At 73.0% G+C, this 19,929-nt stretch carries 20 protein-coding genes; 4 read left to right on the forward strand and 16 right to left on the reverse strand.

Annotated elements, in window-relative coordinates:
* Positions 1–119: 119 nt before the first annotated feature.
* From ACWGJO_RS13400 to ACWGJO_RS13425, 6 genes are all read right to left on the reverse strand, one after another.
* Entirely contained in the window at positions 120–668 is a 549-nt protein-coding gene (locus tag ACWGJO_RS13400) for an arginine repressor (protein WP_359905973.1), read from the reverse strand.
* A gap of 23 nt (positions 669–691) precedes the next feature.
* Positions 692–1,933, reverse strand: coding sequence for an acetylornithine transaminase (locus ACWGJO_RS13405; protein ID WP_452183538.1), 1,242 nt, complete (start codon positions 1,931–1,933; stop codon positions 692–694).
* A complete protein-coding gene (gene argB / locus ACWGJO_RS13410; protein ID WP_359906023.1) occupies positions 1,930–2,805 on the reverse strand; it encodes an acetylglutamate kinase in 876 nt (291 codons plus the stop codon). Before argB ends, ACWGJO_RS13405 begins: the two co-directional genes overlap by 4 nt.
* A 188-nt stretch (positions 2,806–2,993) precedes the next feature.
* Positions 2,994–4,166 carry a bifunctional glutamate N-acetyltransferase/amino-acid acetyltransferase ArgJ gene (gene argJ, locus ACWGJO_RS13415; protein WP_452183539.1) on the reverse strand — a complete coding sequence of 391 codons (1,173 nt, stop codon included), beginning with the start codon at positions 4,164–4,166 and terminating at the stop codon, positions 2,994–2,996.
* Positions 4,163–5,191, reverse strand: a complete 1,029-nt coding sequence (gene argC, locus ACWGJO_RS13420; protein WP_452183540.1) for an N-acetyl-gamma-glutamyl-phosphate reductase — start codon at positions 5,189–5,191, stop codon at positions 4,163–4,165. Before argC ends, argJ begins: the two co-directional genes overlap by 4 nt.
* A gap of 93 nt (positions 5,192–5,284) precedes the next feature.
* Positions 5,285–6,451: a methyltransferase gene (locus tag ACWGJO_RS13425; protein ID WP_452183567.1), complete on the reverse strand. Its 1,167-nt coding sequence runs from the start codon at positions 6,449–6,451 to the stop codon at positions 5,285–5,287.
* A gap of 126 nt (positions 6,452–6,577) precedes the next feature.
* On the opposite strand from ACWGJO_RS13425, the gene ACWGJO_RS13430 reads away from it, so the two are divergent.
* Positions 6,578–6,988 (forward strand): VOC family protein, encoded by a 411-nt coding sequence (locus ACWGJO_RS13430; RefSeq protein ID WP_452183541.1) that lies wholly within the window; start codon positions 6,578–6,580, stop codon positions 6,986–6,988.
* Positions 6,989–7,018: 30 nt separating this feature from the next.
* Positions 7,019–7,393, forward strand: coding sequence for an RNA-binding S4 domain-containing protein (locus ACWGJO_RS13435; RefSeq protein ID WP_380549367.1), 375 nt, complete (start codon positions 7,019–7,021; stop codon positions 7,391–7,393).
* Positions 7,394–7,471: 78 nt separating this feature from the next.
* Here ACWGJO_RS13435 and ACWGJO_RS13440 read toward each other — a convergent pair whose 3' ends face one another.
* From ACWGJO_RS13440 to ACWGJO_RS13450, 3 genes are all read right to left on the reverse strand, one after another.
* Complete coding sequence (locus tag ACWGJO_RS13440) at positions 7,472–7,978, reverse strand: FBP domain-containing protein (RefSeq protein ID WP_387736205.1); 507 nt, start codon at positions 7,976–7,978, stop codon at positions 7,472–7,474.
* Between the two features lie 45 nt (positions 7,979–8,023).
* Positions 8,024–8,578 carry an HD domain-containing protein gene (locus ACWGJO_RS13445; protein ID WP_387693113.1) on the reverse strand — a complete coding sequence of 185 codons (555 nt, stop codon included), beginning with the start codon at positions 8,576–8,578 and terminating at the stop codon, positions 8,024–8,026.
* 114 nt (positions 8,579–8,692) lie between these two features.
* Entirely contained in the window at positions 8,693–9,577 is an 885-nt protein-coding gene (locus ACWGJO_RS13450; protein ID WP_452183542.1) for an SAM-dependent methyltransferase, read from the reverse strand.
* Between the two features lie 212 nt (positions 9,578–9,789).
* Between ACWGJO_RS13450 and ACWGJO_RS13455 the strand changes: the two genes are divergently transcribed.
* Positions 9,790–10,704 carry a polysaccharide deacetylase family protein gene (locus ACWGJO_RS13455; RefSeq protein ID WP_452183543.1) on the forward strand — a complete coding sequence of 305 codons (915 nt, stop codon included), beginning with the start codon at positions 9,790–9,792 and terminating at the stop codon, positions 10,702–10,704.
* Positions 10,705–10,713: 9 nt separating this feature from the next.
* On the opposite strand, the gene ACWGJO_RS13460 is transcribed toward ACWGJO_RS13455, so the two are convergent.
* The gene (locus ACWGJO_RS13460; RefSeq protein WP_452183544.1) at positions 10,714–11,532 is read right to left on the reverse strand and encodes an SDR family NAD(P)-dependent oxidoreductase; all 819 of its coding nucleotides are present in this window, start codon (positions 11,530–11,532) and stop codon (positions 10,714–10,716) included.
* A gap of 306 nt (positions 11,533–11,838) precedes the next feature.
* On the opposite strand from ACWGJO_RS13460, the gene ACWGJO_RS13465 reads away from it, so the two are divergent.
* On the forward strand, positions 11,839–12,708 hold the full coding sequence (locus ACWGJO_RS13465) for a 3-hydroxybutyryl-CoA dehydrogenase (protein WP_359905942.1): 870 nt from the start codon (positions 11,839–11,841) through the stop codon (positions 12,706–12,708).
* A 77-nt stretch (positions 12,709–12,785) separates the two neighbouring features.
* On the opposite strand, the gene ACWGJO_RS13470 is transcribed toward ACWGJO_RS13465, so the two are convergent.
* From ACWGJO_RS13470 to pheS, 6 genes are all read right to left on the reverse strand, one after another.
* Positions 12,786–13,628 carry a chitosanase gene (locus tag ACWGJO_RS13470; protein ID WP_359905939.1) on the reverse strand — a complete coding sequence of 281 codons (843 nt, stop codon included), beginning with the start codon at positions 13,626–13,628 and terminating at the stop codon, positions 12,786–12,788.
* 121 nt (positions 13,629–13,749) lie between these two features.
* Entirely contained in the window at positions 13,750–14,715 is a 966-nt protein-coding gene (locus ACWGJO_RS13475) for a hypothetical protein (protein ID WP_452183545.1), read from the reverse strand.
* On the reverse strand, positions 14,712–15,638 hold the full coding sequence (locus ACWGJO_RS13480) for an ATP-binding cassette domain-containing protein (RefSeq protein ID WP_452183546.1): 927 nt from the start codon (positions 15,636–15,638) through the stop codon (positions 14,712–14,714). The genes ACWGJO_RS13475 and ACWGJO_RS13480 overlap by 4 nt, the downstream gene beginning before the upstream one ends.
* Positions 15,638–16,078: a GntR family transcriptional regulator gene (locus tag ACWGJO_RS13485; protein ID WP_452183547.1), complete on the reverse strand. Its 441-nt coding sequence runs from the start codon at positions 16,076–16,078 to the stop codon at positions 15,638–15,640. The genes ACWGJO_RS13480 and ACWGJO_RS13485 overlap by 1 nt, the downstream gene beginning before the upstream one ends.
* A 142-nt stretch (positions 16,079–16,220) precedes the next feature.
* Positions 16,221–18,722 carry a phenylalanine--tRNA ligase subunit beta gene (gene pheT, locus ACWGJO_RS13490; RefSeq protein ID WP_452183548.1) on the reverse strand — a complete coding sequence of 834 codons (2,502 nt, stop codon included), beginning with the start codon at positions 18,720–18,722 and terminating at the stop codon, positions 16,221–16,223.
* On the reverse strand, positions 18,722–19,843 hold the full coding sequence (gene pheS, locus ACWGJO_RS13495; RefSeq protein WP_188299334.1) for a phenylalanine--tRNA ligase subunit alpha: 1,122 nt from the start codon (positions 19,841–19,843) through the stop codon (positions 18,722–18,724). Before pheS ends, pheT begins: the two co-directional genes overlap by 1 nt.
* Positions 19,844–19,929: the final 86 nt, after the last annotated feature.

Genomic DNA, 19,929 nt, shown 5'->3' on the forward strand with positions numbered 1-19,929 from the left:
ACTCCTTCATGCATGTGCAGTGGACGGCATAAGTATGCACGATGCCGTATGAAACACAAAACCCCGGCCGGAGGGCTCTCCGTCGGCCGGGGTTCGTCGAGGTCAGGCGCCGCGCGGCGCTACTGCGCCTTCGCCTGGGCGAGTTGCATGAGGTGGTCGGCGAGCGCCTGGCCGCCGGCCGGGTCGCGGCTGATCAGCAGCACGGTGTCGTCGCCGGCGATGGTGCCGATGATCTCGAAGACCTCGGCCTGGTCGATCGCCGAGGCCAGGAACTGGGCGGCGCCCGGCGGGGTGCGCAGCACCACCAGGTTGCCGGAGGCCGTCGCGGAGACCATGAGTTCGCCGGCCAGCCGGGCCATCCGGCCCTCGCTGGCCGACTCCCCCATCGGCGCGCGCGGCGTGCGGTCGCCGCCCTCGGCCGGGACGGCGTAGATCAGCGCGCCGTCCCGGTTGCGGATCTTGACCGCGCCCAGCTCGTCCAGGTCCCGGGAGAGGGTGGCCTGGGTCACCACGAGTCCATCGTCGGCGAGCAGCTTGGCGAGCTGGCTCTGCGAACGCACGGGCTGGCGGGTGAGCAGGTCCACGATCCGCCGGTGGCGCGCGGTGCGGGTCTGCGGGACCTGCGGCGTCGGGCCGGCGGCGGACGAACCGGAGCGGGAAGCGGTCATGTGATTATTCTCCCGGACGACGGTCAACTCGCATCGGCCGGGGCGCTCTCGCGCACCGTCCGGAGGATGCCCGGCAGCGCGGCCAGGAAGGCGTCCGCCTCCCGCTCGGTCAGCACCAGCGGCGGGGCCAGCCGGACGGCGTCCGGAACGGCCGCGTTGACCAGGTAGCCCGCCTCCTGCGCGGCGGCCTGGACCCGCGCCGAGACCGGCTCGGTGAGCACGATGCCGAGCAGCAGGCCCGCCCCGCGCACGTGCGAGACCAGCGGGTCGCCGAGCGCCTCGATTCCGTGCCGCAGCCGCTCGCTCAGCTTCCGGGTGTGCTCCAGCAGGCCCTCGGACTCGATGGTGTCCAGCACCGCGAGCCCGGCCGCGGCGGCCACCGGGTTGCCGCCGAAGGTGGTGCCGTGCTGGCCCGGGGTGAGTAGTTCGGCGGCCGGCCCGAAGGCGAGCACCGCGCCCATCGGCAGACCGCCGCCAAGCGCCTTGGCCAGGGTGACCACGTCCGGCTCCACGCCCTCGTACGCCTGGTGGGCGAACCAGTGGCCGGTTCGGCCGACACCGGTCTGGATCTCGTCCAGGACCAGCAGGGTGCCGGTGGCCCGGGTGATCTCGCGCGCCGCCCGCAGGTAGCCCTCGGGCAGCGGGACAGCGCCGTTCTCGCCCTGGATCGGCTCCAGGAAGACGGCGGCGGTCCCGGTGGTGACGGCCGCGCGCAGCGCCTCGACGTCGCCGAACGGGACGTGGGTGACGTCGCCGGGCAGCGGCCGGAACGGGTCCTGCTTGGCGGGCTGGCCGGTGAGCGCGAGGGCACCCATGGTGCGGCCGTGGAACGCGCCCTGGAGGGCGACCAGGTGGGTGCGGCCGGTCCGCCGGCTGATCTTGAAGGCGGCCTCGTTGGCCTCGGCGCCGGAGTTGCAGAAGAACACCCGGCCGCCCTGGCGGCCGTCCAGCTCCAGCAGCCGCTCGGCGAGGGCGATGGTGGGTTCGGCCATGAAGAGGTTGGAGACGTGGCCGAGGGTGGCGATCTGCCGGCTCACGGCCTCGACGACGGCCGGGTGGGCGGTGCCGAGGGCGTTGACGGCGATGCCGCCGAGCAGGTCGGTGTACTCCTTGCCGTCGGCGTCCCAGAGCTTGCTGCCCTCGCCGCGCACCAGCGGGATGCGGGGGGTGCCGTAGTTGTCGGTGAAGGAGTGCTGCCACCGTTGGGCGAGCTGCTCGTTGTGCGTCACGTCGGTCACGTCGGTCATGTCGGTCCCGCCGGTCATGCCAGTCCCCCGGTCACGGTCGCTTCGTCGTCCGGCACGACCATCGTGCCGATGCCCTCGTCGGTGAAGATCTCCAGCAGCAGGCTGTGCTGGACCCGGCCGTCCAGCACGCGGGCGGTGCCCACGCCGGAGCGGACGGCGCGCAGGCAGCCCTCCATCTTGGGGAGCATGCCGCTGGCCAGGTCGGGCAGCAGCTCCTCCAGCTCGCTCGCGGTGAGCTGGCTGATCACGTCGTCCGAGTTCGGCCAGTCCTTGTAGAGGCCCTCGACGTCGGTGAGGACGACGAGCATCTCGGCGCCCAGCGCGACCGCGAGGGCGGAGGCGGCGGTGTCGGCGTTGATGTTGTAGACGTGGCCGTCGGTACCGCGGGCGATCGAGGAGATGACCGGGATGCGGCCGTCGGCGATCATCGCCTTCACCGCGCCGGACTCGATGTTGACGATGTCGCCGACCAGGCCGATGTCGACCTGCTCACCGTCCACCACCGCGTAGCGCTTGACCGCCGTCATGGTGTGGGCGTCCTCGCCGGTCATGCCGACCGCGAACGGGCCGTGCCCGTTGAGCAGACCGACCAGCTCGCGCTGCACCTGGCCGGCGAGCACCATCCGGACCACGTCCATGGTCTCCGGGGTGGTGACCCGCAGGCCGTTGGTGAAGCTCGACTCCAGGCCCAGCCGGTCGAGTTGGGCGCTGATCTGGGGGCCGCCGCCGTGCACCACGACCGGGTGCAGACCGGCGTAGCGCAGGAAGACGACGTCCTGGGCGAAGGCGGCCTTGAGGCTCTCGTCCACCATCGCGTTGCCACCGAACTTGATCACGACGGTCTTGCCGTGGAAGCGCTCCAGCCACGGCAGCGCCTCGATCAGCGTCATGGCCTTGGGCAACGCGGTGTTGTTGCGGGCCTGTTCGCCCTTGGGTGCGATCTGCACGGAATTCCCTCGTCGATGGGGGTCCCCCCGGCCGCGGGCTGGGGGAGGATGTCGCGGATCAGGTGCCGCGGCTCGGGCTGCCGCGGCTCAGGGTGTCGCGGCTCAGGGTGTCGCGGACGAAGTGACGCGGATCAGGTCGAGTAGGCGCTGTTCTCGTGAACGTAGTCGGCCGTCAGGTCGTTGGTCCACAGCGTGGCGCCCGCCGTACCGGCGTTGAGGTTCGCGGTGATGACGACCTCGCGGCCCTTCATGTCCACCAGGTCGCGGTCCTCGCCCACGCCGCCGGCCCTGCAGACCCAGACGCCGTTGATGGCGACGTCCAGCTCGTTCGGGTCGAAGGCGGCGGAGGTGGTGCCGATCGCGGCCAGCACCCGGCCCCAGTTGGGGTCCTCGCCGTGGATGGCGCACTTGAGCAGGTTGTTGCGGCTGATCGTCCGGGCGACCTCGACCGCCTCGTCCTCGGTGGCGGCGCCGGTGACGTCGATCCGGATCTCCTTGCTCGCGCCCTCCGCGTCGCCGATCAGCTGACGGGCCAGGTCGGCGCTGACCGTGCGGACGGCCTCGGCGAACTCGGCCCGCTCCGGGGTGGTGCCGGAGGCGGCGGAGGCCAGCAGCAGCACGGTGTCGTTGGTCGACATGCAGCCGTCGGAGTCGATCCGGTCGAAGGTGGTGCGGGTTGCGCCGCGCAGCGCTTCGTCCAGGGCGGCGCTGTCCAGGTCGGCGTCGGTGGTGAGGACGACCAGCATGGTGGCGAGGCTCGGGGCGAGCATGCCCGCGCCCTTGGCCATGCCGCCGACCGTCCAGCCGGCCGGGCTGGTGTACTGGGCGGTCTTGTGCACCGTGTCGGTGGTCTTGATGGCGATCGCGGCGGCCTCGCCGCCGGCCTCGCCAAGCTCGCCGGCGGCCAGGGCGACCCCGGGCAGCAGGATGTCCATCGGCAGCCGTACCCCGATCAGGCCGGTGGAGGCGACGGCGACCTCGCCCGCGCCGAGGCCCAGCTCCGCGGCGACCTTCTCCGCGGTGGCGTGGGTGTCCTGGAAGCCGAGCGGGCCGGTGCAGGCGTTGGCGCCACCGGAGTTGAGGACGACCGCGGAGACCCGGCCGCCCTTGAGGACCTGCTCGGACCAGAGCACCGGCGCGGCCTTGACCCGGTTGGCGGTGAAGACGCCGGCGGCCGCGAGCGAGGGGCCGTCGTTGACCACCAGGGCGAGGTCGGGAGTGCCGGAGGCCTTGATGCCGGCGGTCACGCCGGCGGCGCGGAAGCCCTTGGCTGCGGTCACTCCGACGTTGGTGGTCGTGCTCACGGTGCGACTCCGTTCACGGGAAGGCCGAGCTCCTCGGGCAGGCCGAGGGCGATGTTCATGCTCTGCACCGCGCCGCCGGCGGTGCCCTTGACCAGGTTGTCGATCGCGCTGATCGCGATGATCCGCCCGGCGGCGGCGTCCAGGGCGACCTGGACCAGGGCGGTGTTGGCGCCGTAGACGCTGCTGGTCTGCGGCCACTGCCCCTCGGGCAGCAGGTGGACGAAGGGCTCGTCCGCGAACGCCTCGGTGTAGGCGGCGCGCAGGCTCTGCGCCGTCACTCCCGGCCGGGCCTTGGCCGAGCAGGTGGCGAGGATGCCGCGCGGCATCGGGACGAGGGTGGGGGTGAAGGAGACGGAGACCGGCTCGCCCGCGAGCGGGGTGAGGTTCTGCGCCATCTCCGGGGTGTGCCGGTGGACGCCGCCGACGCCGTACGGGCTGACGCTGCCCATCACCTCACTGCCCAGCAGGTGCGGCTTGGCGGCCTTGCCGGCGCCGGAGGTGCCGGAGGCGGCGACCACCACGGCCTCCGGCTCGGCGAGCCGCGCGGCGTAGGCGGGGAACAGCGCCAGGGAGACGGCCGTCGGGTAGCAGCCGGGCACGGCGATCCGGTTGCTGCCCTTCAACGCGGCGCGGTGGCCGGGGAGTTCGGGCAGGCCGTAGGGCCAGGTGCCGGCGTGCGCGGAGCCGTAGAACTGCTCCCAGTCGGCGGCGGCCCTGAGCCGGAAGTCGGCGCCGCAGTCGATCACCAGGACGTTCGGGCCGAGCTCCTCGGCGACGGCGGCGGACTGGCCGTGCGGCAGCGCCAGGAACACCACGTCGTGGTCGGCCAGCACCTCGGGGGTGGTGGCCTCCAGGACGCGGTCGGCGAGCGGGAGGAGATGCGGCTGGAGCGCGCCCAGCCTGGTGCCCGCGTTCGAGCCGCCGGTCAGCGCCCCGATCTCGATCTCCGGGTGGCCGAGCAGCAGGCGCAGCACCTCGCCGCCCGCATATCCGCTCGCGCCGGCGACGGCGACTCGCAATGCCATGGCGTTCCTCCTTAGTCGTGGCATGAATATACGCGTGGCGGAAAATTCATGCAAGGAGTGCGTGCCGGACCCCGCCGGGGCGGGGCGGCCCGGTCAGCGCTTGACGGCCCGCAGCACCACGAACTTGGGGTTACCGGCGACGAGTTGGCAGTTGCCGAAGAGGCGGCGCAGCTTGACGTGGTAACCGAGGTGGCGATTGCCGACCACCCAGAGTTCCCCGCCGGGCCGCAGCGCCCGCTTGGCACCGGTGAACATCCGCCAGGCGGTGGCGTCGGTGGTGGCCTGGTGGGAGTGGAACGGCGGGTTGTTGAGCACCAGGTCCACCGAGCCGGCGGCGACCACGTCCGGAGCCAGGGCGTCGGCGGCCAGGAACCCGGCCGGGGCGTCCGGGCCCAGGTTGGTGCGGAAGGTCTCCTCGGCGGAGGCCACCGCCTGGTGCGACTCGTCCACGAAGACCAGCTCCGCGCCGGGCCCGGCCAGCGCGGCGGCCGTACCGACCACTCCGTTGCCGCAGCCGAGGTCCACCACCCGGGCGCCGGGGGCGGGGACGGGCAGGTGGGCCAGGAAGAAGCGGGTGCCGATGTCCAGCCGGTCGGCGCAGAAGGTGCCCGCGTGGTTGACGACCGTACGGCCGGAGGCGGCACCGATGTCCGACGGCAGCGCGTAGCGGTGCGGCCACGGGTTGGGACCGGCGTCGAGCGCCCGGTCCGGGGTGCAGAGGATCAGCCGGGCCTTGCGCACGGCCAGTGAGGTGCGGGTCGGCCCGAGGATCCGCTCGAAGAGCTGGAGCGTGGAGGTGTGGATCTCGGTGACCATGCCGGAGCCGATCACCACGGTGCCCTCGTGGAGCGCGGGGGCGAGCCGGTGCAGCTGGTCCTCCAGCAGGGCCAGGCTCTTGGGAACGCGCACCAGCAGCACGTCGATCCGCTCCGGCGGGGCGTCCCGGGTGGTGAGCAGCCGGGTCTCGTCGACGGCGGCGCCGGCCCGGGCCAGATTGACCAGGGTGGCCTGCCGGCCGAGGTGGGAGTCGGTGATCTGGACCGGCCGGTACTCGGCGAGCGCGGTGGTCAGCGCGCCCCAGCGGTCGCCGAGGACGGCGACCGTGCGGCCGGCCAGCTCCGTCGCGGCGCCGGCCGCGCTGTCGGCCTCGCCCGCCAGGTGGCGCAGCAGGTACTCGTCGGCGGCGTCCCAGGCCCGCAGCCGCTCGCGCGGGTCCACGGGGAAACGGGTGAACTCGAAGGCGCCCCACGGGGTGGCCAAAGCGGTGTCCGGCGGGGTCGCGGCGGGCGTGGTCTGGGGATTCATCGTGTTCTCAGGCTATCCGACGGCCCCCGGGAGCGATTACGGACGGATACTGGAAGAGCCCGACCGAGAGGGGTGAGGGCGATGGAGTGGAAACTCGAAGTCGTGGTGGTCCCGGTGTCGGACGTGGACCGCTCGAAGCTCTTCTACGAGGAGCAGGCCGGGTTCACCGTCGACCACGACACCCTGCTGCGGGACGGGATCCGGGTCGTCCAGCTGACGCCCCCCGGCTCGTCCTGCTCCATCGTGGTGGGCAAGGGGGTGATCGACTCTCCGCCCGGATCGGTCAAGGGGCTCCAGCTGGTGGTGCCGGACATCGAGAAGGCGCACGCCGAACTGGCGGCGCGGGGCGTGGCGGTCAGCCCGGTCCAGCACTTCGTGGCGGGGGGCCGCGCGGACGGGCACGGCGAGGCATGGAACAACTTCGTGTTCTTCAACGACCCGGACGGGAACGGCTGGGCGGTCCAGGAGGCGCCGGGCGCCGCCCGGGGCTGACCGGCGGCCGGCCTTGGGTAGGCTCCGGGAATGGCTGAACACGAGGGAAGTGTGCGGGTGGACAGCTGGATCTGGTCGGTCCGGCTGGTCAAGACGCGGGCGCTGGCCGCGGCCGCCTGCCGGGCCGGGCACGTCAAGGTGAACGGCGAGCGGGCCAAGCCGGCCCAGGCGCTGAAGCCCGGGGACGAGGTGCGGGTCCGCGAGGAGGGCCACGAACGGGTCGTGGTGGTGCAGAAGCTGATCCGCAAGCGGGTCGGCGCCGAGGTCGCGGCGCAGTGCCTGGTCGACAACAGCCCGCCGCGGCCGCCGCGCGAGTTCGTCGCGGCGGCCGGGACGCGGGACCGGGGGGCCGGGCGGCCGACCAAGCGGGAGCGCCGCGAGCTGGACCAGCTGCGCGGGACCTGAGCAGCGCGGGCAGCGAACCGTACGGGCGCCGAGCCCCGCGGGCACGGAGAGGTGCGGGCACGGACAGGCCCGGAGCCGTTACACGGCAGCGGTGGCGAGCACCTTGGCGAGGAAGCCGCCGAGGTTGCCCACCGTCCGGTCGATCTGCAGCTCCAGCGGCAGCGACTCGTCGGGCCGGGTGACCAGGGTGGACTTCTTCAGCCCGCGCACGTAGAGGGAGCAGGCGAGGTCGGCGCAGATGTAGGTGCCGACCGTGTTGCCCTCGCGCCCGGCCGCCCCGGCCCGGCGGGCGGCGAGCAGCGCGACCCCGGACCCGGCGTGCGCGGTGATGCACAGCGAGCACACGTTGGTCTTGGTCAGGCTGCGCCGGATCACCGGCGAGCGCAGCGTCAGGCCGACCGGCTCGCCCTGGTACGGCGCCACCAGGTACGCCCGGTCGGGCGCGCCCTGGTCCCGCCAGCCGAGGAAGTCCAGGTGCTCCCAGGGCAGCTCCGCCAGGCCCCGGGGCAGGTTGAGCCGGCGGGCCTCGCCCTTGGAGCAGTTGACGAAGGACGCGCGGATCTCGTTCTCGCTCAGGGGTTCCATGTCGCGGAAGCTAACACCGGCCCGCCCGTCGTGTCGCGCCGATTTTCACCCGGTCCGCACCGGGTGGGCGGCCTGGACGGCGAGCCGCCGCGGGGCGTCCTCGCCGATCCGGGTGAGCAGGTCGTCCAGGGCGAGGAAGGCTTCCCAGCGTTCCTGCCCGCCGGCGGCGGCGAGGCGCTCGACCACCAGGTCCTCCAGGTCCGGGACCCGCTTGTTCTTCCAGGCCTTGTCGGCCAGGCTGACCAGCAGAGACTCGACGGTGACGCCGGGTCCGTCCCAGCTCGCGTGGCCGCGGGCGAAGCGGGCGAGGTGCTCGGGGACGCCGCGGGCGAGCAGCAGGGCGTACCCGGCGGGCTCGTGCAGGGAGCCGGGGGCGGAGAGCTCCTCGGGGTGGACGGTCTTGCCGATGTCGTGGGTGGCGGCGCCGTACAGGACGGCCTCGTGGTCGAAGGCCAGGCCCGCGCGGGCGCAGAAGCCGACGATCTCCCCGGCCACCTCGTGCACCAGGGCGAGGTGGGCGACCAGGCGGGGCGGGGCGTCGACGGCCCGCAGCAGTTCGGCGACGCCGGGGGGCAGCGGGGGCAGGTCGGTGGTGGTCACGCCGCAGGGTACCCGCGGCGGCGAGGGACTGTCAGTGGTGATTCCCAGGCTTCGACGGTCCGGTCCCGGCGCAGGAGGGAGGCGCCGGGACCGGACCCCGACGGACGCTCGGGGCTACTTCTTGAAGGCGACACCGGCGTACGCCGAGACGTCCTGCCAGCCCTCGGGGAGTTCGGAGGTGGGCACGTGGCCCGCGACGGGGCGCCAGAGCGGGAGCTGGACGAGCCCGGGGCCGGCGAACTCGAAGTCGCCGAAGAAGGGTTCGACGCCGGACCGCGGGCGCAGCACGAGCGGGGCGCTGGCGCTGCGGTAGATGCGGGTGCCCTCGGAGGCGCTCTCGCGGGAGGCGAAGTCGGGGCTGCCGTGGGAGAGGATCAGCGCGCTGCCCGGGGCGAGCGCGTCGCGCAGGGTGCGGACGATCTGCTGCGCACCCTCCTCGTCGCGGATGAAGTGCAGCACGGCGACCAGCATCAGCGCGACCGGCCGGGAGAGGTCGACGGCGCCGGCCAGCGCGGGGTGGCCGAGGATCGCGGCCGGGTCGCGCAGGTCGGCCTCGATCACCGAGGTGTGCCCGGTGGGGTGGCCGGCCAGCAGGGCGCGGGCGTGGGTGGCGACGATCGGGTCGTTGTCCACGTACACCACCCGGGCGTCCGGGGCGACCCGCTGGGCGACCTCGTTGGTGGAGCCGACCGCCGGGATGCCGGTGCCGATGTCGACGAACTGGCGCACGCCCCGGCTCGCGACGAGCTCCACGGCGCGGCCGAGGAACTGCCGGTTGGTGCGGGCCAGCAGCGGCAGCGCGGGGTAGGCGGATATCGCGGCCTGGGCGGCCTTGCGGTCGGCCTCGAAGTTGTCCTTGCCGCCGAGGTAGTAGTCGTACATCCGGGCGGTGTGCGGGACGCCGGTGTCCAGCTCGCTCGGGGGCTGCCAGTCCTCGGCTCTGGCCCAGTCCCACTCGGTGTCCGTGCTCCGGCCGGTCGCCGCGCCGTCCTCGTACATCCTGTCCGCCCCCAATGCGCAATGCCGGAAGAGTTTGGCCACCGCCGGTCAACTCGCGGTGTGCGGTGATCGTATCCAAGGACACGCCGCGGAAACAGCGGGAGTTCAGGTTTACGCAACACCCGATCACAGAGTGTGTGCACGTCAAAGCCGGTGCGGGCCCGGTCGGGTCGGATCGCCCGCCGGAGCCGTCCTCTCTATGCTGGCTGCCGATGACTGCCGACCGCCGCACCGTACTGCGCGCCACCGCCCGGATCGCCGCCCTCGCCGCCACCGGCGGCCTGCTCACCGCCTGCGGCACCGGAACGCTCCGCCGGGCCGACCCGGGGGCATTCGCCGCGCACCCCGGGACCGTGGACCCGCAGCACACCACCGACCCGGCCTGGAACGGCGCGGAGGGCCCGGCCTCCCCCGCGCCCACCGCCCCGGCGGAGCCCGGGCCCGACGGTGGGCCGACCGCCGCCGCGGCCGCCGCCCAGCCCTCCGCCCCGCCGGCCCCGCCCGTGCTGCCGCCGCTCGCGCCCGGCACCCCGGCCGAGGTCGCGTACGGCCCGCGCACCGGGAGGAACGTGGCGCTCACCTTCCACGGCAGCGGCGACCCGAAGCTGGCCACCGCCCTGCTGGAGGCCGCCGAGCAGCGCGGCGCCAGGGTGACTGTGATGGTCGTCGGCAGCTGGCTCGACCAGCAGCCGCAGATGGCCCGGCGGATCCTGGACGGCGGCCACGAGCTGGGCAACCACACCCAGAACCACCTCAACATCTCGGCCATGGCGCCCGACCAGGCGCGTGCCGAGATCGCCCAGTGCGCCGAGTGCCTGCAGCGGCTCACCGGCTCGATCGGCCGCTGGTTCCGCCCCTCCGCCGCGCAGTACGCCACCCCGATGGTGCGCGAGCAGGCCAGGGCGGTCGGGTACGAGCACGTGCTGTCCTTCGACGTGGATCCGCGCGACTACAACGACCCCTCGGCCGCCGAGCTGCAGCGCCGGGTGCTGAACTCGGTGCGCGGCGGCTCGGTGGTGGCGCTGCACATGGGGCACCAGTGCACGGTGGACGCACTGCCCGGCATCCTGGACGGCCTGGCCAAGGCGGGGCTGAAGCCGGTGACCGCCAGCCAGCTCTGCGCCTGAACGCCCCGGTCAGAGCATCGGGTCGTCGTCCTTGTACGGGCGCAGCCGCAGCGTGCGGGCGTCCGCGGCGCGGATCGCGTCGGCCCGGTTGACCAGTTCCTCCAGGTCGTCCCGGCCGGCGTGGATGAAGCGCCCGTGCAGCCCGTCGAAGCGGCCGCGGGCCGCGTCCACGGTGACCGCGACCATGTACGGGATGGAGCCCCAGTCCGTGGTGCCCTTGAACATCGGCATCCCGGCGGTCATGTCGGTGGCCACCGCGCCCGGGCTGATGTCCAGGACGACGACGCCGTTGCGGGCCAGCGAGTCCGCCATGTTGTCCGAGAGCTGGAGCAGCGCGCCCTTGGAGGTGGCGTACGCGGTGTAGTCGCCGTCCGGGCGCAGCGCGAAGCCGGAGTTGAGGTTGATCACCCGGCCGCGCCGGCGGGCGACCATGCCGGGGAGCACGCAGCGCAGCAGGTTGTAGGGGCCGCGCAGGTTGGTCTCGATCACCTGCCACCACTGGTTGGCGTCGGTCTCCCAGAGCGGCACCTCGGCGCGGTCGACCAGGCCGGCGTTGTTGACCAGCAGGTCGATCGGCCCGAGGTCGCGCTCGACCAGCCGGACCGCCTCGCGCACCGAGCCGGGGCGGGTGACGTCGGCGGTCACGGCGACGCCCCGGGAGCCGCGCCTGACGCACTCCTTGAGGGTCTCGGTCAGTGTCTCGTGGGTGCGGCCGACCAGGCCGACGGACATCCCCTCGGCGGCCAGGCCGATGGCGAGTTCCCGGCCGATGCCCCGGCCGGCCCCGGTGATCAGGGCGACCTGTCCTGCGAGCGATCCCGTCGACACCCCGTACTCCCTTCGCGTGCCCGGCCCTGTCCTCTTCCGCCCCCGGCCCCCGTCTGCGGCATTCTGTCGGGCGCCGGGCGGAGCCGGGCCCGGGCACACGGGTCCGGGGTCGCCGCCTCACTCGTTCGGGGGACTCCCGACCGTGGCACCCTGCCGGGGAGGGGGTGACCTACTGGCCGGTACGGAGTAGTAACGTCGTCGGGACGGTGACCGGTGCACCCATTCCGGCGCACCGGCCCGTTGTCCAGCAGCTCGCTGGGCCACCCGCTGGCTGGGCGACCCCCAGCACCGTCGAAGGGCAACTGAGTGAGTGACATCGCGCGCGTCGGAGTGATCGGCTGCGGCCTGATGGGGTCGGGAATCGCCGAGGTCTTCGCCCGGGCCGGGCTGGACGTCCTGGTGTCTGAGGCCAGCGGTGAGGCGCTGGAGTTCGGCCGCACCCGGCTGACCAACTCCCTGGAGACGGCCGTCAAGCGGGGCAAGCTGACGCCCGAGGAGCGGGACGAGGCGCTGGCCCGGCTGTCCTTCACCGTCGAGCTGTCCGACTTCGCCGACCGCGACCTGGTGGTCGAGGCCGTCGCCGAGCGCGAGGACATCAAGGTCCGGATCTTCGAGACCCTGGACCGGGTGGTCGAGCGCCGCGACGCGATCCTCGCCTCCAACACCTCCTCGATCCCGATCGTGAAGCTGGCCGCCGCCACCAGCCGCCCGGAGCAGGTGATCGGCCTGCACTTCTTCAACCCGGCGCCGGTGCAGAAGCTGGTCGAGGTCATCCCGACCCTGACCACCTCGGCGACCACCACCGAGCGGGTCGAGGCGTTCGCCTCCCAGGTGCTCGGCAAGGAGCCGATCCGCGCCCGTGACCGGGCCGGCTTCGTGGTCAACGCGCTGCTCGTGCCGTACCTGCTGTCCGCGGTGCGGATGTTCGAGACGGGCGTGGCCACCGCTTCGGACATCGACAAGGGCATGGAGGCCGGCTGCGCCCACCCGATGGGCCCGCTGCGGCTGTGCGACCTGATCGGCCTGGACACCATCGTCTCGATCGCCGAGTCGATGTACGACGAGTACAAGGAGCCGCTGTACGCCGCTCCCCCGCTGCTCTCCCGGATGGTCGACGCCGGCCTGCTGGGCCGCAAGTCCGGCCGGGGCTTCTACGACTACACCGCGAGCGCCTGACACCCGCGGCGGGACGGACGGCGGGCCCGGCGGCCGGTTCACGGCCGCCGGGCCCGGCCCTTTCGCCTGCCGGGGCGTCAGCTGTTGATGGCGTAGCTGTCGCCGTAGACCTTCCACTTCAGCGGCGGGTTGAGGTCGAAGTTCTTGGCGTTGAGGAAGACCAGCTGCTCGGTGTCGACCCGGCTGGTGTCCGAGTGCGCCTCCTCCTTCTTCATGACCACCTTGCGGGCGTCCAGGAAGGCCTTGAGGTAGGTGGCCTCGTCGCCGCCCTGGGCGGGCGTCCTGGCCTTCTTCATGGCGGCGGCGCGGATGCCGCCGAAGCTGTCCGAGCTGTTGCCCGGACCGTGCATGACGATGGCGTCGTAGTAGGCGAACTGGCCGAGCGCGCGCAGACCGTCGCTCTTCGCCTGGTTGACGGCGGGGTTGAAGTACACCCGGTCGCGCTCGTCGTTCTGGGCCTGTTGGAAGACGGTGTCCTTGGCGGCGGTGGCCCAGTCCTTCTCGAAGGCGGAGCCGAGGCCGGCGTGCGATTCGCTGCCGTTGACCTTCTTCAGGGCCGGCAGGTACTTGGCCAGGATGTTGCCGGGCTTGAGGTCGGTGTAGTGCTGGACCAGGTCCAGCATGTCACCGGTACCGGAGCAGAAGCCGATGATGCCGGCGGTGTAGCCGCGGCCGTCCTTGATGTCCTCGATGTACTTGTACTGGGCCTTCCAGTCCAGCGACGAGTTCTCCGCGCTGGACACCAGCTGCATGGCGATGTCCTTCTTGTGCGGGTCGTCCAGCCCGACCCCCTTGAACTGGACGGCGGCGGCCGGCGACGGGGCGGCCTGGGCCGCCGAGGTGGCCGCGACGGTCAGCGGCGCGGCCACCAGGGCGGCGGCGAGGGCGATGCGGAGGGCACGACGGGGCTGAGGGCGCATGGGACGCTCCGATTCCTCGTGGGTTAGGAAACTTTCCTAACGAGAAAAAGGAAAAGCCCTGACGCCGCACTCCCGCAAGGGTTTTGACAGAACCTCTTCAAGAGATCTTGACCGCCGGGGCTCAGAACGCCCGGCGCCGCACCCACCAGACCGCCGCCGCGCACAGCGCCACCGCGAGCAGGAGCGTCCAGCCGAACTCGATGAACTGGAACGGCCAGAACCTGCTCGCCGGCTGGTACACCTCGTGCGCGGTGTAGCCGCCGTCGCGCACCAGCTCCTGGAGGTGGGCGAAGTCCCCGCCGATGTCGTAGAAGGCGCCGGTCGGGATCCGCTTCCCGGCCGGGTCGGAGAACCAGACGTTCAGCACCCAGCGGTCGTCCAGCGCCATGGGCTTCATGGAGTGCACCGCGTCCTCCAGCGGAGGCAGGTAGTGCGCGCGCACGGAGTGGGCGAGGAACGGCAGCGCGACCGAGGCCAGCAGGCCGGCCCCCACCGCGACCACCGTACGGCGGAGCACCGCACCGGCCAGCACCGCGGCCCCGAAGGCCACCAGCACCCGTCCGACCAGCACCGGCGGATTCTGCACGAAGACCTCCGGGCTGAACCCCCCGACCCGGAGCGTCAACGGACCACTCCACCAGCGCAGCAGCAGTCCGAACAGCACCGCCACGACGGCCAGCACCGCGCCGCCCATGACCAGGCCTCCCACCGTCCAGCGGGTCCGCCCGGCGCCCTGGGTCCAGGCGAAACGCACCGTGCCGTGCTCGAACTCCCGTGCCAGCAGCGGGCCTCCGAGGAAGGCCCCGAAGGCCCCGCCGAGGACGTAGAACACGGAGTCGAGCGCCAGCAGGCCGTCGCCGTACTCGCGCAGGAACTGCTTGTACATGGCCATGCAGGCGTCGGTGGCCGGGTCGCAGGAGGCGGCGCCGGTGCGGGCCAGGCCGTCGTGCAGGTACCAGCCGTGGACCAGCAGTCCGAGGGAGATCGCGGCCATCACCGTCAGCAGGGTCAGCAGTGCGGGCCGGTGCCGCAGCCCGGCCGCCCGCAGGACGGCGGAGCGGGGCGGGGCGAGGGACAGGGAGCTCACGGCAGCAGCACCTTCTCGTTCGGGGTGACGGCCCCGCGCGGGCCGGGGAGGGCGGAGGCGGCCGGCTCGCGCAGATAGGAGAGCACCAACTCCACCAGCCCGACGCGCTGTTGGTGCCAGGAGCCGGAGACCGGGGCGTCCACGCCGCCGGTGCGGACCAGCAGGTGGGACTGGGCGCCGGCCCGGCGGTCGCGGACCACCGGCAGCTGCCCGGCCACCCGGTCGGCCTCGGCGGTCGGGCCGGTGAGCATCCGGTGGCCGGCCAGCAGGTCGTCCACCTCCCCCGCGACCTGGACCCGGCCGGCGCCGAGCACCACCAAGTAGTCGCAGCTCTGCTCCAGCTCGTTGACGGCGTGCGAGGAGAACACCACCGACATCCCGTCCTCGGCCACCGCGGTCAGCAGCACGGCCATGAAGTCGTGCCGCGCGAGCGGGTCGAGAGCGGCCAGGGGCTCGTCCAGCAGCAGGAGTTCGGGACGCTTGGCGAGTGCCAGCGCGAGCGAGACCTGGGCCTGCTGGCCGCCGGAGAGGCGGCCGTACTTGCGGTCCAGCGGGATGCCGAGACCGTCCAGGTGGGTACGGGCCCGGGCGTCGTCCCAGCGGCGGTTGAGGTGACGGCCCATCGCCAGCAGGTCGCGCACGGGCACGCCGGGGTAGAGCGCGGCGTTCTGGGCGACGAAGCCGATCCGGTCCAACGCGCGCGGGGAGCCGGGCAGCTGGTCGCCGAGGACGGTCAGCGCGCCCTCGCTCGGCAGGGTCAGTCCGGCGGCCAGGCTGAGCAGCGTGGTCTTGCCGGCGCCGTTGGGACCGACCAGGGCCACCACGTGCCCGGCGGGGACGGCGAGTCGGCAGTCCCGCAGCGCCCAGGAGCGCCGGTAGCGCTTGCCGAGCCCGGCGCAGTCGATCACCGTGTCCACGGCCATCAGGCCACCACCCCGTCCCGGTCCTCGCGCAGGTCGCGCAGCGCGTCCTCGAACACCGCGGCCATCCCCTCCTCGTCCAGCCCGGCGGTCCGCGCCGAGCGCATCCAGTCCAGCAGCCCTCGGCGCAGCTCGGCCCGCTCGCGCAGCGGCACCACCCCGGCGGGCAGGCCCCGCACGAAGGTGCCCTGGCCCCGGCGGCCGGCCGCGAGGCCGCGGTGCTCCAGTTCGCGGTACGCCTTGAGCACGGTGTTCGGGTTGATCGCCAGCCCGGCCACCACCTCGCGCACCCGGGGCAGCCGGTCCCCCTCGGTCAACCAGCCCATCCGCAGCGCCTGTTCGACCTGCTGCACGAGCTGCAGGTAGGTCGGGACGCCGGAGACCGGGTCCAGGCGGAACTCGATCGGGGAGGGCTGGTCGGCATCGTCTTTATCTACTTCCATAGGTAAAGAGATAAACGATGGACCGACGCACCGTCAACCCGGGGCACCGTCAGCCCGGGGAAGTGTCAACCCGGGGAAGCGGAAAGGGCCCCGCCCCGGACTCGTGGTCCGGGGCGGGGCCCTCCTGGGTACTACGGCCGCGTCAGACGCCGCGCAGCACCGCGCCGGTGCGGGCGACGGCCTCGGCGACGGCCGCCTCGCGGGCGGCGGTCGCCTCGTCGGCGGTCAGGGTGCGGTCGGTCGCGCGGAAGCGCAGCGCGTACGCCAGCGACTTCTTGCCCTCGCCGACCTGCTCACCGGTGAACACGTCGAACAGCCGGATGGCCTCCAGCAGTTCGCCCGCGCCGGAGCGCAGCGCGGCCTCGACCTCGGCGGCCGGGACAGCGGTGTCGACGATCAGCGCGACGTCCTGGGTCGCCACCGGGAAACCGGAGACGGTCGGGCCGCCGACCCGCTCGGCGCCGTCGGCGGTGAGCAGGTCGATGTCGATCTCCATCGCGACGGTGCGGGCCGGCAGCCCGAGCGCCTTGACCACCCGCGGGTGCAGCTCACCGGCGTGGCCGACCACCCGGTCGGTGCCGGCCACCAGCAGCTCGGCGCAACGGCCCGGGTGCCACGGGGCCAGCTGGCCCTGCCGGACGGTCAGCTCGATGCCGGCCGCCCGGGCCACCGTGCGGGCTGCCTCGACGGCGTCCGCCCAGAAGGCCTGGGCGCCCTTGCCCCACCAGCCCGACGGCAGCCGCTCACCCGCGAGGGCGACGGCGATCCGACGCGGCTGGTCCGGCAGCGCGGCGTCCAGCGCGGCCAGCTCCTCGTTGCTGGGCCGGTGGTCGACCGCCGGACGCGGGGCCACGCTCAGCTCGTCCTTGGGCAGGAAGACGGTGCCGGTCTCGAAGATCGCCAGGTCGGTGTTGCCCCGGCCGACGTTGCGGCGCAGCGCGCCGAGCAGGCCCGGCAGCAGCGTGGTGCGCAGCGCCGGCTCCTCGTCGTTCAGCGGGTTGACCAGCTTCACCGTGCGGCGGCGCCGGTCGTCCGCCTCCAGGCCGAGCGCATCGAAGGCGGTCTCGCCGAGGAACGGGTAGTTGTTGACCTCGACGTAGCCGGCCCCGGCCAGCGCGACGCCGATCCGGCGGTGCACCCGCTGGGCCTCGGTCAGGCCCTTGCCCGGGGGAACGTCGGGCATCCGGGCGGGGACGTTGTCGTAGCCCTCCAGCCGGATGACCTCCTCCGCGAGGTCGTACGGGTCGGTGAGGTCCGGGCGCCAGGTCGGCGGGGTGACCTCCAGGACGTCGGCGCCGGAGACCGAGCAGCCGATCTCCTGCAGGCGCCGGGTGACGGTCTCGCGGCCGTACCCGGTGCCGGCCACCCGGTCGGGCAGGTCGGCGGCGATGGTGATGGTGCGCACCGGGTGCGGGGCCGCGATGTCGGTGACCCCGGCCTCGGCGGTGCCGCCGGCGATCAGGACCAGCAGGTCGACGGCGCGCTGCGCGGCGGCGCGGGCGGCCTCCGGGTCGACGCCGCGCTCGAAGCGCTTGGACGCCTCGGAGGGCAGCTTGTGCCGCTTGGCGCTGCGGGCGATGGCGACCGCGTCGAAGTGCGCCGCCTCGATGATCACCTCGGTGGTGCCCGGCCCCGCGGCCGGGTCAAGGATCTCGGTGGAGGCGCCGCCCATCACACCGGCCAGGCCGATCGGGCCGCTGTTGTCGCAGATCAGCAGGTCCTCGGCGGAGAGCTTGCGCTCGACCCCGTCGAGGGTGGTGAGGCTCTCGCCCTGCTCCGCCCGGCGGACCGTGATCGGGCCCGACACGCGCTGCTTGTCGTAGGCGTGCAGCGGCTGGCCGACCTCCAGCATCACGTAGTTGGTGATGTCGACGGTCAGCGAGATCGGGCGGATGCCCGACTTCTGGAGCCGGCGCTGCAGCCAGATCGGGGACTTGGCGTTCGGGTCGACGCCGACGACCGTACGGGCCACGAAGCGGTCGCAGCCGGTCTGGTCGTTGACCTTCACCAGGTAGCCGAAGGAGTTCGCCGGCGGCACGTCGAGCAGCGCCGGGTCGGCCAGCGGCAGCCCGTACGCGGCGGCGGCCTCACGGGCCACGCCGCGCATGGACAGGCAGTAGCCGCGGTCCGGGGTGACGGCGATGTCGAGCACCTCGTCGACGAGCTGGAGCAGCTCGATGGCGTCGGTGCCGGGCTCGAACTCCGGCGGGAGCACGATGATGCCGTCGTGGTCGTCGCCCATGCCCAGCTCGCGGGCGGAGCAGATCATGCCGGCCGAGGTGTGGCCGTAGGTCTTGCGGGCCGCGATCGGGAACGGGCCGGGCAGCACGGCGCCCGGGAGCACGACCACGACCTTGTCGCCGACGGCGAAGTTGGTCGCGCCGCAGACGATCTCCTGCGGCTCGCCGGTGCCGTTGGCGTCGCCGACGTTCACGAAGCAGTGCCGGATCGGCTTCTTGAAGCCGGACAGCTCCTCGATGGAGAGCACCTCGCCGACCACCAGCGGACCCTTGAGGTCCGTGCCGATCTGCTCGACGGTCTCGACCTCCAGGCCGGCCCGGACCAGGCGCTCCGCGACGTCACGGCCGGTCTCGCCGGCCGGCAGGTCGACGTACTCGCGCAGCCAGGAAAGCGGGACGCGCATCAGATCTCCATCCCGAACGGGAGGGTGAAGCGGACGTCACCCTCGACCATGTCGCGCATGTCGGCGACGTTGTGACGATTCATCAGGATCCGCTCCAGGCCCAGGCCGAAGGCGAAGCCGCTGTAGCGGTTGGGGTCGACGCCGCAGGCGACCAGCACCCGCGGGTTGACCACGCCGCAGCCGCCGAGCTCGATCCAGCCCTCGGAGGAACAGGTCCGGCACGGCCGGTCCGGGTTGCCGACGCTCGCACCGCGGCACACGAAGCACTGGAGGTCGATCTCCGCGCTCGGCTCGGTGAACGGGAAGTAGGACGGGCGCCAGCGCAGCTCCAGGCCGCCACCGATCAGCTTCTCGACCAGCACCTCGATGGTGCCCTTGAGGTCGGCAAAGGTGATGCCCTCGTCCACCGCGAGGCCCTCGACCTGCCGGAAGACCGGGGTGTGGGTGGCGTCCAGCTCGTCGGTCCGGTAGACCCGGCCCGGGCAGACCACGTAGACGGGGGGCTCGCGGTCGAGCATGGTGCGGGCCTGGACCGGGGAGGTCTGGGTGCGCAGCACCACGCCGGAGTCGGCGGAGCCGTCCGGGGCCTGGACGAAGAAGGTGTCCTGCATCGAGCGGGCCGGGTGGTCCGGGCCCAGGTTGAGGGCGTCGAAGTTGAGCCACTCGGCCTCGACCTCGGGGCCCTCCGCGACCTGGTAGCCCATCGCGACGAAGGTGTCCTCGATGCGCTCGGCCATGGTGGTCAGCGGGTGCCGGGCGCCGCGCGGGGCGCGGTCGTACGGCAGCGTGACGTCCACCGCCTCCTCGACCAGCACGCGGGCGTCGCGCTCCGCCTCCAGCTCGGCCTGCCGCTTGGCAAGGGCCTGGTTGACCGCCCCGCGGGCCTGGCCGATCAGCTTTCCGGCCGCCGCCTTCGCGTGCGGGGGCAGAGCGCCGATCTCGCGATTGGCGAGCGAGAGCGCGGAGCGGTCGCCGGTGTGGGCGACCTTGGCCTGCTTCAGTTCGTCCAGGGAGCCGGCGGCGGCGAACGCGGCGATCGCCTCGTCCCGCGCCTGCTCCACCACCTCGGGCTTGAGGGCCTCGACCTCGACCGGGTCGTACGACTTGTTGGGTGCCGACATCTCTATCTTTCCCGTGCTCCTGCTCGTCCGTGCTCAAGGTCTTTGGGCCAACGCCAAAGGTCGAGTGTAGTCGCAGCGGGTATCAC

This window comes from Kitasatospora sp. NPDC054795 (assembly GCF_053611565.1).